The following is a 13,550-nucleotide window of genomic DNA, read 5'->3' as shown; positions in this document are numbered from 1 at the left end:
GGCACTCGGTGCGGCCACCTTGTACGAAATGGTCGGTTCGGCGGGATGTCGTCCTCCGTTCTGGAGGCTTTCCCGCAAACGGACTCGCTCTCTTTTTCGGGGCACCCGAATGTGCGAATATCGCCAATACATTTCTGGACGAAACTGCCGCCGCGTCCGGAGGAGGCGTGGCTCGCCGATGCGCGGGGCGGGTGCTACTTCTCCGGGCCGCGCCTCCAGATCTGTGACACCGTCCGTCCCTGATCGCGGGAGGGACGGCGGAAGGCGAGCAGCGCCAACGCGAGCATGGCGACGGTGAAGACCACGCCCGCGGTGAACGCCCCCCGCATGCCGTCCACGGGCGAGGCGTCGTGCGCGGCGGCGCCGTTCACAATGACCAGGACGGCGACGCCCAGCGACCCGCCGATCTGCTGCATGCTCTGGAGCAGCGCCGAGGTCGCGCCGGACTCCCCCGGCGGGACCGACGCCATCGCCACGAACGTCGCCGCCACCGCCACGAACCCGGTTCCGGCACCGAAGAGCAGCACCGGCCCCAGGATCATCGTGACGTAGGAACTGGTCGGCGAGATCTGTGTCAGCCACACCATCCCGGCCGCGCACAGCGCGGCGCCCGCCGCCATGACCGGCCGCGGGCCGTACCGGGACAGCAGCCGAGGCACCGCCCGGCCGGCGGCGATGAGCGTGATCGTCGTCGGCAGGTAGCCGAACCCGGTCGCCAGCGGGCCGTACCCGAGGCCCCCCTGAACATAGAGGGTCAGGAAGAACAGCATGCCGCTCATCGCCGAGGTCAGGAGCAGCCGCATCAGGAAGGCGCCCACCCGGTCCCGGTCGCCGAACAGGCGCAGCGGCATGATGGGCTGCCGGGCCCGCGCCTCGATCAGAGGTAACAGCGCGAGCAGCACCGCTGCCCCGCACAAGGCGCTCACCGTGCCCCCGGACCAGCCCCGCTCGGCGGCGCCGATGAAACCGTAGACCAGCAGCGCCGGCCCGAGCGTGCAGGCGAGCGCCCCGGCGATGTCGAAGCGGCCCTCCCGGGCCTCGGACTCGCGCAGGGCCCGCCGCGAGAGCAGGACGATCGCCGCCCCGGCCGGCACGTTGACGAACAGGACGGCGCGCCAGGACGCCCACGCGGTCAGCAGCCCACCGAGAACCAGCCCGGCCACCATGCCCGCGCTCCCGACGACCGAGAAGACGGCGAGCGCGCGGCTCCTGCGGGGCCCGTCCTCGAAGGTGGTGGTGATGAGCGCGAGCGCCCCCGGCCCGGCGAGGGCGGCGCCGGCGCCCTGCGCGGCCCTCGCCGCCAGCAGCCACCCCGGCGTGGTCGCGAGGCCCCCGGCCAGCGAGGCGGCGGTGAACACGGCGACGCCCGCCGAGAACACCCGCCGGTGACCGAGCAGGTCGCCGGCCCGTCCCCCGAGGAGCAGCAGGCCGCCGAAGGCGAGCGTGTAGGCGTTGACCACCCACGACAGGCCGGCGTCGGTGAAGCCCAGGCCGCGCTGGATGCTGGGCAGCGCGATGTTCACGATGGAGGCGTCCACCACGAGCACGAGCTGGCACGTGGCCAGGAGCGCGAGCGCCAGTCCTCCGGTGGGGGCGTCGTCGTCCGGCGTGTGCCCGCCGGGTGTGGTGGCGGACCTCGCCGCGCGGTGTTCCCGGCGCCGGTTCCAAGGCCGCGCGGGAAGGGACCGGCGCGTCATCGTGCGCCTCGCGGGGCATCGTCCTCGGGACACGTGACGGCGGGCCGTGTCCCGCGGTGGCCGGCGGTGGCGGTGCCCTGGGGCACGGGACGGCGGTCGAACGCACTGTCAGGGAGCATGAGGTCCTCACGATGGCGTGCGCAGTCACGCGGGCTCGGGCGGAAGGTAACCGACGACGCCATCCGGCACCAGGGCCGGCCCGTCGGGCAAGGGTCCGCTTCGCCGCCACCCGCGACGGCACAGCCGCTCCCGGGCGGCCGGCCATCAGGCCTTCTCGGCTGCGGGCCTGCCCGGACTGCCTCTCAGGGGTTGCGGGCTTTCAGGGCTTGCGGGCCAGCCCGCACAGCGCCATGGAGGAGCCGTGGGGACGTCCGTTGCCGACGCGGTGGCCGCCCCAGTGCTCCAGAGGACGAAGGCCGTGCCGGTCGATGTCGAGGCCGTCGAAGAACGCGGCTATCGCGGCCCGGGACCGGAACCACCCTGAGCCCAGAGCAGCGAGCAGGAGGTGTTCGACTTCGCGGGCGCGGCCGTCGAAGGGGGGCTCGGTCTCCGCGGCGTGGAAGTGGCTGAGGGCCAGCATGGAGCCGGCGGGCAGCCGGTCCATGTAGGACCGCACGAGGCCGTGCGGGTCGTCGTCATCGTGGACGTGGTGCAGCGTCAGGGTGAGCAGGACCCCGACCGGGCGGGACAGATCGAGAAGGTGACGCACGTCGACGGCCCCGAACACCTGGCCGGGATCGCGGACGTCGGCGCCGACGACCGCCGTCTGGGAGTTGTCGGCCAGGAAGGCGTAGCCGTGGAGCACCACGACCGGATCGCGGTCGATGTAGACGACGCGGGCGGCCGGATCGCATCGCTGGGCGATCTGGTGGGTGTTGTCGGCGGTGGGCAGCCCGCACCCCAGATCGATGAACTGGGTGATCCCCTGGTCGGCCATGTGGCGCACCGCTCGGGCCACGAAGGTCCGGTTGTCATGGAACAGCCGCGGCACGCCGGGAGCCAGCATCGCCACCTCGCGGGCGACGGCGCGGTCGACGGCGAAGTTGTCCTTGCCGGACAGCATCGCGTCGTAGAACCGGGCCACGTTGGGCGAGTCGCCGGACCAGTGCACGAACCTGTCTTCGCTGATATCGAGCGTTTGGAGAGATCCACTCATTTGCGGTGTTCTCCCATGTCGAGGAGGGGCACTGGCGACGATAGACCGGCGCCCGGCGGCGGTCTTGTGCACGCGCGCAGGGCTCGTTCTCATCGGGCGCAAGCTTCTGCAGGTCAGTGACCGCCCCGCAGAACACCGGCAATGTCGTGCTGAGTCGCCTGGACATGGACCACATCAGGACCAGGTCGGGGCGGCGGTGGCGCAGGCCGGGCCCGGCCGGTCTGCGATCGTGGCGGGACAGGGGCACGGACCGACCGGCGTGGCACTTATTGTCTGCGCGTACAAAAGCCGCCATGGCGCAGAACCCGGCGAATTCCCCAGCGGGAGAGGCCCGTTCGCATTAGCCTGGAGCGACGGTGAGTGATCGCCGGTTGCGTGCTGTGGTGAAAGGTGGCTTCGGTGGCTGGAGAAACCTATCGCGTGGAATCGGCCGAGACCACGGAGCTGTGGTCGGGGGAACGCGCCGACTTCTGGAGTGAGCACGTCACGTCCTATCACTGCCGGCTGGATTACCGGTTCGTGCAGCCTGGCGGTTTCCGCGGCGGGACGATCCGGCAGTGCACCGACTCCTACCAGATCGTCGATTTCTGGTCGGACGAGATCCGGTACGTGCGGACCCCCGGCCAGGTGCGGCAGGACCCCGACGAGGACTACCGGTTCCTGGTGCCGGCCCAGGGAGAGCTGGTCGTGCGCCAGGACGACCAGGAGGCCCGGCTGACACCCGGCAGCGGCGCCCTGTTCGCGCTCGGCGAGCCGTTCGAGCTGCGGCACGACTCGTCCACACGGGCGTTCATCATGACCATTCCCGCCCGGGAGATCGACGACCCCCTCAACCGGACCTCGCCGCTGGCCGCCGGGCTGGACCTGACGACCGGGCTGGGACATGTGGTGAACGCCATGGTGACCGGCCTGTCGCATGAGCAGGACAGGATCACCGGACCCCATTTCGACGCCGTCTGCGAACGGATCGTCGAGCTGCTGTGCATGCTGGCGGTCGGCGACGACCGTCCCGACGTCCCCGGCCATCTGGCCGAGGTGGAGTCGCTGGTCCGCCGGTACGTGCGGCGGCACGCGGCCGACCCGGAACTGACCGGCGCGACGATGGCGCAGGACCTGGGCTGGTCGCTGCGGCAGGTGCAGCTGGCCCTGCAGCAAGCCGGCACCACGCCGCGGGACCTGATCCGCGAGGAGCGGCTGCGGCTGGTCAAGCAACGGCTGCGCAACCCGGCGTACCAGTACATGTCCATCGCCGACCTGGCGTACGCGTCGGGTTTCTCCTCCGCGAGCGCGTTGAGCACCGCGTTCCGCCGGCGCTACGGGCAGTGCCCGCGGGACGTGCGGTACGAAGGCGACCGCTGACCAGGCCTTCGCGTGTAACGAAAACTTCCTTGCGCGCGCGTATACGCGAGCACGACGACTCCAAGGTAACTTCACGGTCAAAACGACGCCGGGAGGACCCAGATGGCCCTGAGAATGTCGTGCGCCTTCGCCACTTCCCTCGACAGCCACGAGCACGCCAGGATCGCCGACCAGCTCGGCTACGAACGCGCGTGGTTCTACGACTCCCCAGCCCTGTATCCGGACGTGTGGACGCAGCTGTGCCGGGCGGGAGAGCGCACCGACCGCATCGGCCTGGGCCCCGGCGTCATGGTCCCGGCGCTGCGTCACCCCATGGTCAGCGCGGCCGCCATCGCCACCCTTGTCTCGCTGGTCGGCCAGGAACGCGTCGCGGTGGGCGTCGGGTCGGGGTTCACCGGACGGCTCGCCCTCGGCAAACGCCCGATGCCGTGGGCGCGGGTCGCCGAGTACGTCCGCGTGGTCAAGGCGCTTCTGCGCGGCGAGCAGGTGCGCTGGGACGACGCCGTCATCGAAATGCTGCACCATCAGGGTTTCGCGCCGCCCCGTCCCATCGAGGTGCCGTTCCTCATCGGCGCGCAGGGACCCAAGGGCCTCGCGGTGGCCCGGGAAGTGGGTGACGGAGCGTTCGGCGCGCCGATTCCCGTGCCCGGTTTCGACTGGAGCGCGGTGCTGACGTTCGGCACCGTGCTCGACGAGGGCGAGGATCCCGGGTCGGAACGTTCACTGGCGGCGGCGGGGCATGCGGCGGGAGTGCTGCTGCACTTCGCCGCCGAGTTCGACCAGCTCGACCTGATCCCCGGCGGGCGGGAATGGGCGGCCGCCTACGACGCGGTACCGCGTGAGCATCGCCACCTGGCGATGCATGACGGCCATCTGGTCGCCATCAACGAACGCGACCGGCTCTTCGTCACCGGCGAGCTGCTGGACGGGCTCGGCATGGCGCTCGGCCCCGCCGGGTGGCGGGAGAAGCTCGCGCAGCTGGAGGAGGGCGGCGCCACCGAGGTCGTCTTCCAGCCGGCGGGCCCGGACGTCCCCCGCGAACTGGAGGCGTTCGCCGCAATGGCCCGAAGCTGACGCGCCGCACCTGCAAGGGGCCAGGCGCCGACGTGGTGTGGGCGAAAACGGGGGCGCCCACCGTGTACTGGTCGCCGTCGCCACCGTGCACCGCGGCCGCCAGCCAGGTTCCGGTCTCCCCGAGACGCACCTCGTGCGCCAGCGTCGCACCGCGGCCGGCGGCAGGTGCGGAGCACCATCGTCCTCACAGCACATCGCTCCCCCTCAGGCTCTCGGTGCCGACCCCGGCGGGCCGCCGAACTCATCGCCGGTCAGTTGCCCGATTTCCGGGGACCCAGGCGAACACGGCATCGCGGGCTCGCGCTCGGTCCGGCGGCGCCGGACCGGCGATGACTCAGCCTCCGGGGGCGTCCGTCCGCCTCACGCCCGCGTCCTGACCGAGGCGGCCCTCCCGAGCGTGGGCCGGGGCCGGGACGGGGTGGGGCCGGGCGTGGTGGCGGCCTATGGGGAGCATCAGGGGCCGGCCGGAGACGGGGTCCTCGATGATGCGGCAGTCCAGGCCGAAGACGGTGCGGACGCATTCTTCTGTAAGGACCTCGGCCGGGGTGCCGCAGGCGTGGAGGCGGCCGTCGGCGAGCGCGATGAGGTGGTCGGCGTAGCGGGCGGCGAGGTTGAGGTCGTGCAGGACCATCACGATGGTGGTGCCGCGGGTGCGGTTCAGGTCCGTCAGCAGGTCGAGGACGTCGATCTGGTGGCTGGCGTCGAGGAACGTGGTGGGTTCGTCGAGGAGGAGCAGGTCGGTCTGCTGGGCCAGCGCCATGGCGATCCAGACGCGTTGGCGCTGGCCGCCGGACAGTTCGTCGACGGGACGGTCGGCGAGGTCGGTCGTCCGCGTGGCCTCCAGCGCCGCGGCGACCGCGGCGTCGTCCTCGCCCTTCCAGCGGGAGAAGATGCCCTGGTGGGGGTGGCGTCCGCGGCAGACGAGGTCGAGCACGGTGATGCCTTCGGGCGCGACCGGCGACTGGGGTAGCAGTCCGAGGGTGCGGGCCAGTTCCTTGGCGGGCGTGCGGTGCACCTGCCTGCCGTCCAGGACGACGCGGCCCTCGCGGGGTGCGAGGAGCCGGGACAGGGAGCGCAGGAGCGTCGACTTCCCGCAGGCGTTCGCGCCGACGACCGCTGTGATCTCGCCGGGCGGCACGGTCAGGTCGAGGGACTCCACGACGACGCGGTCGCCGTAGCCGAGGGTGAGGTGCTCGGCCACGAGGGAGTGGGACGTGGTCACAGTGAGCCTCCGGCCCGGTGGGTGCGGACGATCAGGTAGACGAGGTACGGCGCCCCGAGGACGCCGGTGACGACGCCGACCGGGTAGCGGGTGCCGAACGCGAACTGGCCGGCGAAGTCGGCGACGAGGACCAGCAGGGCGCCGACGAATCCGGCGGGCAGGAGCAGGGAGCCGCCCGTGCCGACGAGCCGGGCCGCGATGGGGCCGGACAGGAACGCCACGAACGCGACCGGCCCGGCCGCCGCCGTGGCGAAGGCGATCAGGCCGACGGCGGCGACGATCACCGCGACGCGGGTGCGTTCGACGCGGACCCCGAGGGCGGAGGCGGTGTCGTCGCCGAGCTGCAGCGCCGACAGGTCGCGCGCCAGGGGAAGCAGGACGGGGGTGAGGACGGCCACGGCGATGAGGGCGGGCAGCACCTGCTCCCACGTCGCGCCGTTGAGGCTGCCGGTCAGCCAGCGCATGGCCTCCTGGTGTTCCCACGCGGCGGCCTGGGACAGGACGTAGGAGATGACGCTGTGGAGCATCGCGGCGATCCCGATGCCGATCAGGATGAGCCGCGTGCCGACGACACCGTCCCGGAAGGCCAGGACGTACATCAGCAGGGCGACGGCGAGGGCGGAGACGATCGCGAAGATCGACACCTGGGTGCCGCCGAGGGACAGCGTCACGATTGCGACGGCCGCCGCGGCGCTCGCCGCCGCGCTGATGCCGATGATGTCGGGGCTGGCCAGCGGGTTGCGGAGCATCGTCTGGAAGGTGACGCCGCCCAGTCCGAAGCCGAACCCCGCGGTGACGGCGAGGACGGCCCGCGGCAGCCGGAGCCGCCCGACCGTGAAGGACGCTCCGGGCACCTGCTCGCCGAGGACGACGCGGGCCACGTCGCCGGGCGGGTAGAACGTCTGCCCGACCATCAGCGTCACGGCGAACCCGGCGACGATGAGCACCGCGAGGGTCCCGGCGACGAGGCGGCGCCGGGAGCCGCGCCGGCGGCGGCCGCGGGCGACCGCCTGGACGGCGGCGGGGGCGGGGGCGGGGGCGCTCACAGCTCACGCACCTTCTGGCGGCGGACGATGTGGATGAAGAACGGGGCGCCGATCAGCGCCGTCACGATGCCCACCTCGATGTCCTGGGGGCGCGCCACGACGCGGCCGACGACGTCGGAGGCGGTGAGCAGCGCCCCGCCGGCCAGGGCGGAGGACGGCAGCAGCCAGCGGTGGTCCACGCCGACCAGGAGGCGGCACGCGTGCGGGACCACGAGCCCGACGAAGCCGATGGGCCCGGCGACGGCCGTCGCCGCGCCGCACAGCACGACGGAGCCGAGGGCGGCCGTGGTGCGGATGACGGCGACGCGCTCGCCGAGTCCGGCCGCGAGTTCGTCGCCCAGGGCGAGCGAGTTCAGCGCCCGCGCGGACAGCAGGCACACGGCGAAGCCGGCGGCGAGGAACGGCAGGACCTGCCCGATGCGCTCGTAGGACGCGCCGCCGACCCCGCCGATCTGCCAGAGCCGGAAGCCCCCGGCGATGTCGTTGCGCGGCAGGACGACGGCGCTGACGAGGGAGGCGAAGGCCGCGGACGTGGCGGCGCCGGCGAGCGTGACCTTGAGGGGCGTGGGTCCGCCGCGTCCGAGGGATCCGACCGTGTAGACGAACGCGGCCGAGGCGGCGGCGCCCGCCATCGCGACCCAGATGTACCCGGTCGGCGAGGTGAGCCCGAAGTACGCGACGGCGGTGACGACGGCGAGCGACGCGCCCATGTTGATGCCGAGGATGCCCGGGTCGGCCAGCGGGTTGCGGGCCACGCCCTGCATGACGCCGCCCGCGAGGCCGAGCGCGGCGCCGACCAGCACCGCGAGCAGCGTGCGCGGTATGCGCTTGGTGACGGCCGCCCGTTCGAGGGTGTCGTCCGCGCCGCCGAGCGCGGCCCAGACGTCGGACCAGGCGACGTCCCGCGACCCGTAGGCGACGGAGGCCACCATGAGCGCGGCCAGGACCAGGGCGGTGACGAGGAGCCACAGGACGCGGACGCGCGCCGGACGCCGCACGAGGGCGGCGTCCGGCGGGCGGTCGGCGTCGACCGGCGGGTCGGCGTCGACCGACGTCACTTGACCTTGTCCGCGGCCTCGGCGAGCGCCTTGACGTAGTCCTCCAGCACCCACGAGATCGACAGCGGGGTCGGGTTCGCGGCGGTGCCCAGCGGCTTGGTCCCGGGCAGGAAGTAGACCGAGCCGCGCTCGACGGCGGGGATCTTCGACAGCAGCGGGTCCTCGCTGATCTTCTTGAGCAGCTTCTCGTCGCCGTATCCGATGATGATGTCGACGTCGTCGAACACGTCGATCTGTTCCGCGCTCCGCGACAGGGAGAACTTCTGCGTGCCCTTGGACGCCTCGGCGATGCTGCCGGGGGTCGTCAGCCCGAGGTCCTCGAAGAACAGCGTGCGGGTGTCGTGCGTCGTGTAGAAGCCGATCTCGCTCACGTCGTTGGGGTCGATGTGCCCCAGGAACATCGCCGACTTGCCCTTGAGCTGCGGGTGCTTCGCGACGGCCGCCGCGATGTCGCCCTCGATGTCCTTGATGAGCTTCTCACCCTCGGCGGCGAGGCCGATCGCCTTGCCGTTCATCCGGATGATCTCGCGCCACGGGGTCGCCCACGCGGCGTCCGGGAAGGCCACGACGGGGGCGATCTCGCTGAGCGTGTCGTAGTCCTGCTGGGTCAGGCCCGAGTAGGCGGCCAGGATCACGTCCGGGCGCGTGTCGGCGACGGCCTCGAAGTCGATGCCGTCGGTCTCGTCGAACAGGACGGGGGTCTCGGCGCCGAGTTCCTTCAGGCGCTCCGACACCCAGGGCAGGACGCCGTCGCCGTCGCCGTCGCCGAAGTTCGCGGCGGCCATCCCGACCGGGACGACGCCGAGGGCCAGCGGCACCTCGTGGTTGGCCCAGTTGACCGTGGCCACCCGCTTCGGCTTGGCCTTGACGGTGGTCGTTCCCAGTGCGTGCTTGATCGTCATGGGGAAGGCGCTCGAGCCGCCGCTCGTGCTCACCTCCCGGCTCTCCGGCGAGTTGCCGCAGGCCACGATGCCGCCCAGCAGGATCGCCAGGACGGCGAGGACGCGCAGGCTGTGTGGACGTTTCAATCCGTGCTCCATGTTCAGGGATCCTCTGGCGCCGGGCCGTCGCACGTCTGGATCGCGGGTGGCGTCCGTGGAGCGGTACACCGTACGGCCGCAAGCCCAGATCTAGTTAGGTAAGGCTTGCCTTGGTGGCACCTTAAGAGGAATGCCCAAGATGTCGCAATCAAGCTTTTGGGACATCCGTTATCGAGATCAGGACATCGAACCCGGGCGAAGACCATCCGACGCGAGGGCGGCGACGTATCCGCAACCCCTGCGCCGCACCGGAAGGCGGCCTTCGGTGCCCCGATGACTCAACGCGCCCGGAACGCCCCCGGAGTCAGCCCGGTCGTCCGCCGGAAGGCCACACCGAACGCACTCGCCGATCGGTAGCCGACCTCCTCCGCCACGGCGTCGATCTCCCAGCCCCGGCCGAGCAACTCGACCGCATGCTGGGCGCGCACCGCCGCGACCCACCGCGCGAAGCTGGTGCCCGTCTCCACGTTGAACGCCCGGGTGATCGTGCGGGCGCTCACACCCAGGTGAGACGCCCAGTGCGCCAGCGTCCGCTGATCGCCGGGATCGCTCCGGACCGCGTCGGCGATCGGGCGCAGCAGATCGGAGACGGGCATCTGCACGAGGAGTTCACGCGAGGAGGGCGTGAGCACGTCGAACACCATCGCCTCGGTCACGGCCCGCGACCCGGATGACAGCTCCGTGTCGGCGAGCCGCTCCAGCAGCAGCCGGAGCAGCGGCGTGATCTCGACCCCGACGGGTGTGGACGAGATCGAGGACATGGCGCCGAAGCCGAAGAATCCGGCGCGGCACCAGGTGCCGGCGGTCGCCGAGCCGGAGTGCAGCGTGCCCGCGGGCATCCAGAGGCCCAGGGCGGGGGTGATCGTCCAGACCCGCGGCCCCACCACGGCCGTGGACGCGCCCCGCTCGTTCCAGAGCAGTTCATGGAAAGGGTGAGAATGCTCGTTCCACACGGTGTCGCGGGCGAAGTCCTCGCTCCAGCTCAGGATCGCGGACGGCATCTCGATCGGCCCCGCCGCGAGGGCGGGCAGCGTGCGGTTCTCCGTCGTCATGGGAGTACGCGGTCGGGCACGAGCGGCAATTCCTCACCCCTGTACTGCGGCGACAGCCCGGCGCCTTGACGGGATCCTCCGGCCACGGCGCCGGCTCCCCCGTGGCGTGGTCCCTCGCCGCGTCCCCTGAGCGCCGGACGCTCCACGGACCCCGCAACGAACATCCCAAAGCGCCCTATTGGTGAGGTTTACCTTATATTCGGACGGTGCATCCTTCTGAGATCCGTACGGTGAGCACCGAAGCCGAGCTCCGGGAGATCGTCGAAGAACCCTCGCAGACCCTCTGGGACAAGGACATCGCCCGGATCGACGAGCACGCGCGCACGATCATCGCGCACTCGCCGTTCGTGCTGCTGGCGACCTCGAACTCGGAGGGGACCTGCGACGTCTCGCCCCGGGGGGACCCCGCCGGGTCGGTGCTGGTCCTGGACGACCACCGGCTGGCGCTCGCCGACCGCCCCGGCAACCACCGGATCGACAGCTTCCGCAACGTGCTGCACAACCCCCACGTCGGGCTGCTGTTCCTCGTGCCGGGAATGAACGAGACACTGCGGGTGAACGGGCGCGCGACGCTCGTGTCGGACGCGCCGTTCTTCGACGACCTGACCGTCCAAGGGAAGCGTCCGCGGCTGGCGGTCCTCATCGACGTCGAAGAGCTGTACATGCACTGCGCGAAGGCCTTCCTCCGCTCGTCGCTCTGGAACCCCGAAACCTGGCCGGACCGCAAGAGCCTGCCCACCCTCGGACGGATCGCCAAGGACCACATGGGCATCGAGAACTCCGCGGAGGCGATCGACGAGGGCCTCGCCCTGGACGCCGAAACGAACCGGTACTGACGCTCGTTCCGGCGAGCGGGCCCGGGTCCGGGCGCCGGCCCTCGGGCCACACCCCCGCACGGCGAGAGCGTCCCTACATGGTGATGACGACTTTCCCGCGGGCGTGGCCGCCTTCGATGTGGCTGAGGGCGGCGGGGGTTTCCGGCAGCGCGTAGGTCCGTTCGATGACCGGCTTGACCTTCCCGGATTCGAGGAGTTCCGTCAGTGCGGCCAGGTCGTGCCGTTTGGGCGACACCACGAACCGGCGCAGGCCCTGGCGGGTGAACGGAGACAGCAGGAGGGGCTTGGCCAGGCGGATCAGCATGCTGATTCCGCGCGCGCCGGTGCCGCTGTTGAGCAGGAGCGTCCCGGACGGTGCGAGCACGCGGCGGCAGTCGGCCAGCGAGCGGTTCTCCACGTTGTCGAGGATGAGGTCGTAGCGCCGGGCACCTTCGGTGAAGTCCTCCCGGGTGTAGTCGATCACGTGGTGCGCGCCGAGCGACCGGACCAGGTCCAGGTTCGCCGGGCCGCACACGCCGGTCACCCGCGCGCCGAGCGACGCGGCGATCTGCACGGCGAAGGTCCCTATGCCGCCCGAGGCGCCGTTGATGAGGATCTCCTGGCCCGGCTTGAGCTTCCCCACCTCGCGCAGGGCGCGCAGGGCGGTGACCGCGGAGGTCGGCGTGGCCGCGGCCTCCTCGAAGGTGAGGCCGGACGGCTTGAGCGCGAGCCGGTCCTGCGTGGTGCGGGCGTACTCGGCGCAGGTGCCGTCGCCCGTGCCGAACACCTCGTCGCCCGGCCGGAACCGCTCGACGCCTTCACCGACCGCCTCGACGCGGCCGGCCAGATCGTGTCCGGGCCCGTACCTGGGTCTGCGCAGGCCGGTTCCCAAGCGGACGGGGAGCGGCGCGCCCCGTACGGCGAAGCAGTCGCCCACGTGCACGCCGGCGGCGGCCACGCGTACCAGCACTTGGCCGGCCGCGGGCACGGGCGTGTCGATGTCGCGAAGCCGCAGGTCGCCGGGCGGACCGTAGCCGTCGCCGATGATGGCCTTCATTGTTCTCCCTGTCCGTCGGGGTACTGGAACACCTCGTCCAGAGGCACCTTGAACACCCGTGCGATCTGAAAGGCCATCTCCAGGGACGGCGAGTAGCGCCCCTGCTCGATGGCGATGACGGTCTGCCGGGTCACTCCGATCCGCTCCGCCAGGTCCGCCTGGGTCATCTGCCCGTGCGCGAACCGCAGGGCGCGGATCGAGTTGGTGACCCTGGTCGGTTTCACCACGACTGAAAACCCCTGCGGTAGGCGAAGATCTTGGCCACCGAGCCCAGGACGGCCGACAGCGCGAACGTCAGGTAGATCACGTTGGCGATCCAGAAGTGGTCGAGTTCGGCCAGCGACATGGCCAGGGCCGCCACGCCGCCGATGGCGACGAACGACTGGCCGATGTACTCGCCGAGCCGGTTGATCTCCCGGTCGCGCTGGTCCTTCCTGGCCCGTTCGGGCGCGACCGCCCCCGCCGCGACGGTGAGCGCGATCGATGCGGCGATCGCGGCGCCGATGCTCCACAGCAGCGTCGCGGCGTACGGCACCTCCGCCAGCGGCTCAGGCCCCGCCCGCCCCAGCGTGACGGCCGCGTAACCGGCGTAGGCGATGGCCGAGACCACCAGCATGATCCACGCCCGCTTCTCCTCGTAGGCCATGATCCACCTCATGTAAAACAAACTTGACATATGCGAGGAATGTAAAACAGAGCGGACATGATGTCAAGTTTTCTTAACCTCCGCGGCGCCGGACGAGCGCCATGAGCGCGAAGAAGCGCAGGTGACGGGCGCGCCGGGCCGTACTACGTCGCGCATCAGGACATCCTCGTCCGGCAGGGGGAACAGTCCATCGAGAACGTGCGGGACCTGCGCGGCAAGAGGCTCGCCAGGTGGCGGGGTCGAATTCCTGGCGCCGTGTCACCGAGGAGCGGGGGGTGGGCGCCGAGCCGGTCCCGGCGGGCTCCTAGAGCGAGTGCGTCGAGGCGCT

At 71.5% G+C, this 13,550-nt stretch carries 13 protein-coding genes; 3 read left to right on the top strand and 10 right to left on the bottom strand.

Features of this window, described 5'->3' with window-relative positions; translation table 11 throughout:
* Positions 1–194 precede the first annotated feature (194 nt).
* A complete protein-coding gene (locus tag ACTWPP_RS04005) occupies positions 195–1,697 on the bottom strand; it encodes an MFS transporter (RefSeq protein ID WP_443102677.1) in 1,503 nt (500 codons plus the stop codon).
* Positions 1,698–2,016: 319 nt separating this feature from the next.
* The gene (locus ACTWPP_RS04000) at positions 2,017–2,853 is read right to left on the bottom strand and encodes an SAM-dependent methyltransferase (RefSeq protein WP_443102676.1); all 837 of its coding nucleotides are present in this window, start codon (positions 2,851–2,853) and stop codon (positions 2,017–2,019) included.
* Between the two features lie 399 nt (positions 2,854–3,252).
* On the opposite strand from ACTWPP_RS04000, the gene ACTWPP_RS03995 reads away from it, so the two are divergent.
* Both ACTWPP_RS03995 and ACTWPP_RS03990 read left to right on the top strand, forming a co-directional pair.
* The gene (locus ACTWPP_RS03995; protein ID WP_443102675.1) at positions 3,253–4,212 is read left to right on the top strand and encodes an AraC family transcriptional regulator; all 960 of its coding nucleotides are present in this window, start codon (positions 3,253–3,255) and stop codon (positions 4,210–4,212) included.
* 102 nt (positions 4,213–4,314) lie between these two features.
* Complete coding sequence (locus ACTWPP_RS03990; protein ID WP_443102674.1) at positions 4,315–5,286, top strand: LLM class flavin-dependent oxidoreductase; 972 nt, start codon at positions 4,315–4,317, stop codon at positions 5,284–5,286.
* A gap of 334 nt (positions 5,287–5,620) precedes the next feature.
* On the opposite strand, the gene ACTWPP_RS03985 is transcribed toward ACTWPP_RS03990, so the two are convergent.
* The 5 genes from ACTWPP_RS03985 to ACTWPP_RS03965 form a co-directional block, all read right to left on the bottom strand.
* Positions 5,621–6,508 (bottom strand): ABC transporter ATP-binding protein, encoded by an 888-nt coding sequence (locus tag ACTWPP_RS03985; protein WP_443102673.1) that lies wholly within the window; start codon positions 6,506–6,508, stop codon positions 5,621–5,623.
* Positions 6,505–7,554, bottom strand: coding sequence for a FecCD family ABC transporter permease (locus ACTWPP_RS03980; protein WP_443102672.1), 1,050 nt, complete (start codon positions 7,552–7,554; stop codon positions 6,505–6,507). The genes ACTWPP_RS03985 and ACTWPP_RS03980 overlap by 4 nt, the downstream gene beginning before the upstream one ends.
* Complete coding sequence (locus tag ACTWPP_RS03975) at positions 7,551–8,612, bottom strand: FecCD family ABC transporter permease (RefSeq protein WP_443102671.1); 1,062 nt, start codon at positions 8,610–8,612, stop codon at positions 7,551–7,553. Before ACTWPP_RS03975 ends, ACTWPP_RS03980 begins: the two co-directional genes overlap by 4 nt.
* Positions 8,609–9,652: an iron-siderophore ABC transporter substrate-binding protein gene (locus tag ACTWPP_RS03970; protein WP_443102670.1), complete on the bottom strand. Its 1,044-nt coding sequence runs from the start codon at positions 9,650–9,652 to the stop codon at positions 8,609–8,611. The genes ACTWPP_RS03975 and ACTWPP_RS03970 overlap by 4 nt, the downstream gene beginning before the upstream one ends.
* A 278-nt stretch (positions 9,653–9,930) precedes the next feature.
* Entirely contained in the window at positions 9,931–10,704 is a 774-nt protein-coding gene (locus tag ACTWPP_RS03965) for a helix-turn-helix domain-containing protein (protein WP_443102669.1), read from the bottom strand.
* A 230-nt stretch (positions 10,705–10,934) separates the two neighbouring features.
* Here ACTWPP_RS03965 and ACTWPP_RS03960 point away from each other — a divergent pair, with 230 nt between their 5' ends.
* Positions 10,935–11,540, top strand: a complete 606-nt coding sequence (locus ACTWPP_RS03960) for a pyridoxamine 5'-phosphate oxidase family protein (protein ID WP_443102668.1) — start codon at positions 10,935–10,937, stop codon at positions 11,538–11,540.
* Between the two features lie 73 nt (positions 11,541–11,613).
* On the opposite strand, the gene ACTWPP_RS03955 is transcribed toward ACTWPP_RS03960, so the two are convergent.
* From ACTWPP_RS03955 to ACTWPP_RS03945, 3 genes are read right to left on the bottom strand one after another with little or no spacing between them, the layout of a single operon-like run.
* Positions 11,614–12,576, bottom strand: a complete 963-nt coding sequence (locus ACTWPP_RS03955; protein WP_443102667.1) for an NAD(P)-dependent alcohol dehydrogenase — start codon at positions 12,574–12,576, stop codon at positions 11,614–11,616.
* The gene (locus ACTWPP_RS03950; RefSeq protein WP_443102666.1) at positions 12,573–12,803 is read right to left on the bottom strand and encodes a helix-turn-helix transcriptional regulator; all 231 of its coding nucleotides are present in this window, start codon (positions 12,801–12,803) and stop codon (positions 12,573–12,575) included. The genes ACTWPP_RS03955 and ACTWPP_RS03950 overlap by 4 nt, the downstream gene beginning before the upstream one ends.
* A complete protein-coding gene (locus tag ACTWPP_RS03945; RefSeq protein WP_443102665.1) occupies positions 12,797–13,234 on the bottom strand; it encodes a hypothetical protein in 438 nt (145 codons plus the stop codon). The genes ACTWPP_RS03950 and ACTWPP_RS03945 overlap by 7 nt, the downstream gene beginning before the upstream one ends.
* Between the last annotated feature and the right edge of the window lie 316 nt (positions 13,235–13,550).

The sequence above is a fragment of the Actinomadura sp. 3N407 genome (assembly GCF_052245875.1).
Taxonomy (GTDB): Bacteria; Actinomycetota; Actinomycetes; order Streptosporangiales; family Streptosporangiaceae; genus Spirillospora.
Note: the sequence above shows the minus strand (reverse complement) of the source record. Positions and strands in the feature narration are given on the sequence as shown.

Excerpts from the sequence above, each read along its gene's own strand:
- ACTWPP_RS04005 (WP_443102677.1), bottom strand. The coding sequence starts at position 1,697 with ATGACGCGCCGGTCCCTTCCCGCGCGGCCTTGGAACCGGCGCCGGGAA.
- ACTWPP_RS04000 (WP_443102676.1), bottom strand. The coding sequence starts at position 2,853 with ATGAGTGGATCTCTCCAAACGCTCGATATCAGCGAAGACAGGTTCGTG.
- ACTWPP_RS03990 (WP_443102674.1), top strand. The coding sequence starts at position 4,315 with ATGGCCCTGAGAATGTCGTGCGCCTTCGCCACTTCCCTCGACAGCCAC.
- ACTWPP_RS03970 (WP_443102670.1), bottom strand. The coding sequence starts at position 9,652 with ATGGAGCACGGATTGAAACGTCCACACAGCCTGCGCGTCCTCGCCGTC.
- ACTWPP_RS03965 (WP_443102669.1), bottom strand. The coding sequence starts at position 10,704 with ATGACGACGGAGAACCGCACGCTGCCCGCCCTCGCGGCGGGGCCGATC.
- ACTWPP_RS03955 (WP_443102667.1), bottom strand. The coding sequence starts at position 12,576 with ATGAAGGCCATCATCGGCGACGGCTACGGTCCGCCCGGCGACCTGCGG.
- ACTWPP_RS03945 (WP_443102665.1), bottom strand. The coding sequence starts at position 13,234 with ATGAGGTGGATCATGGCCTACGAGGAGAAGCGGGCGTGGATCATGCTG.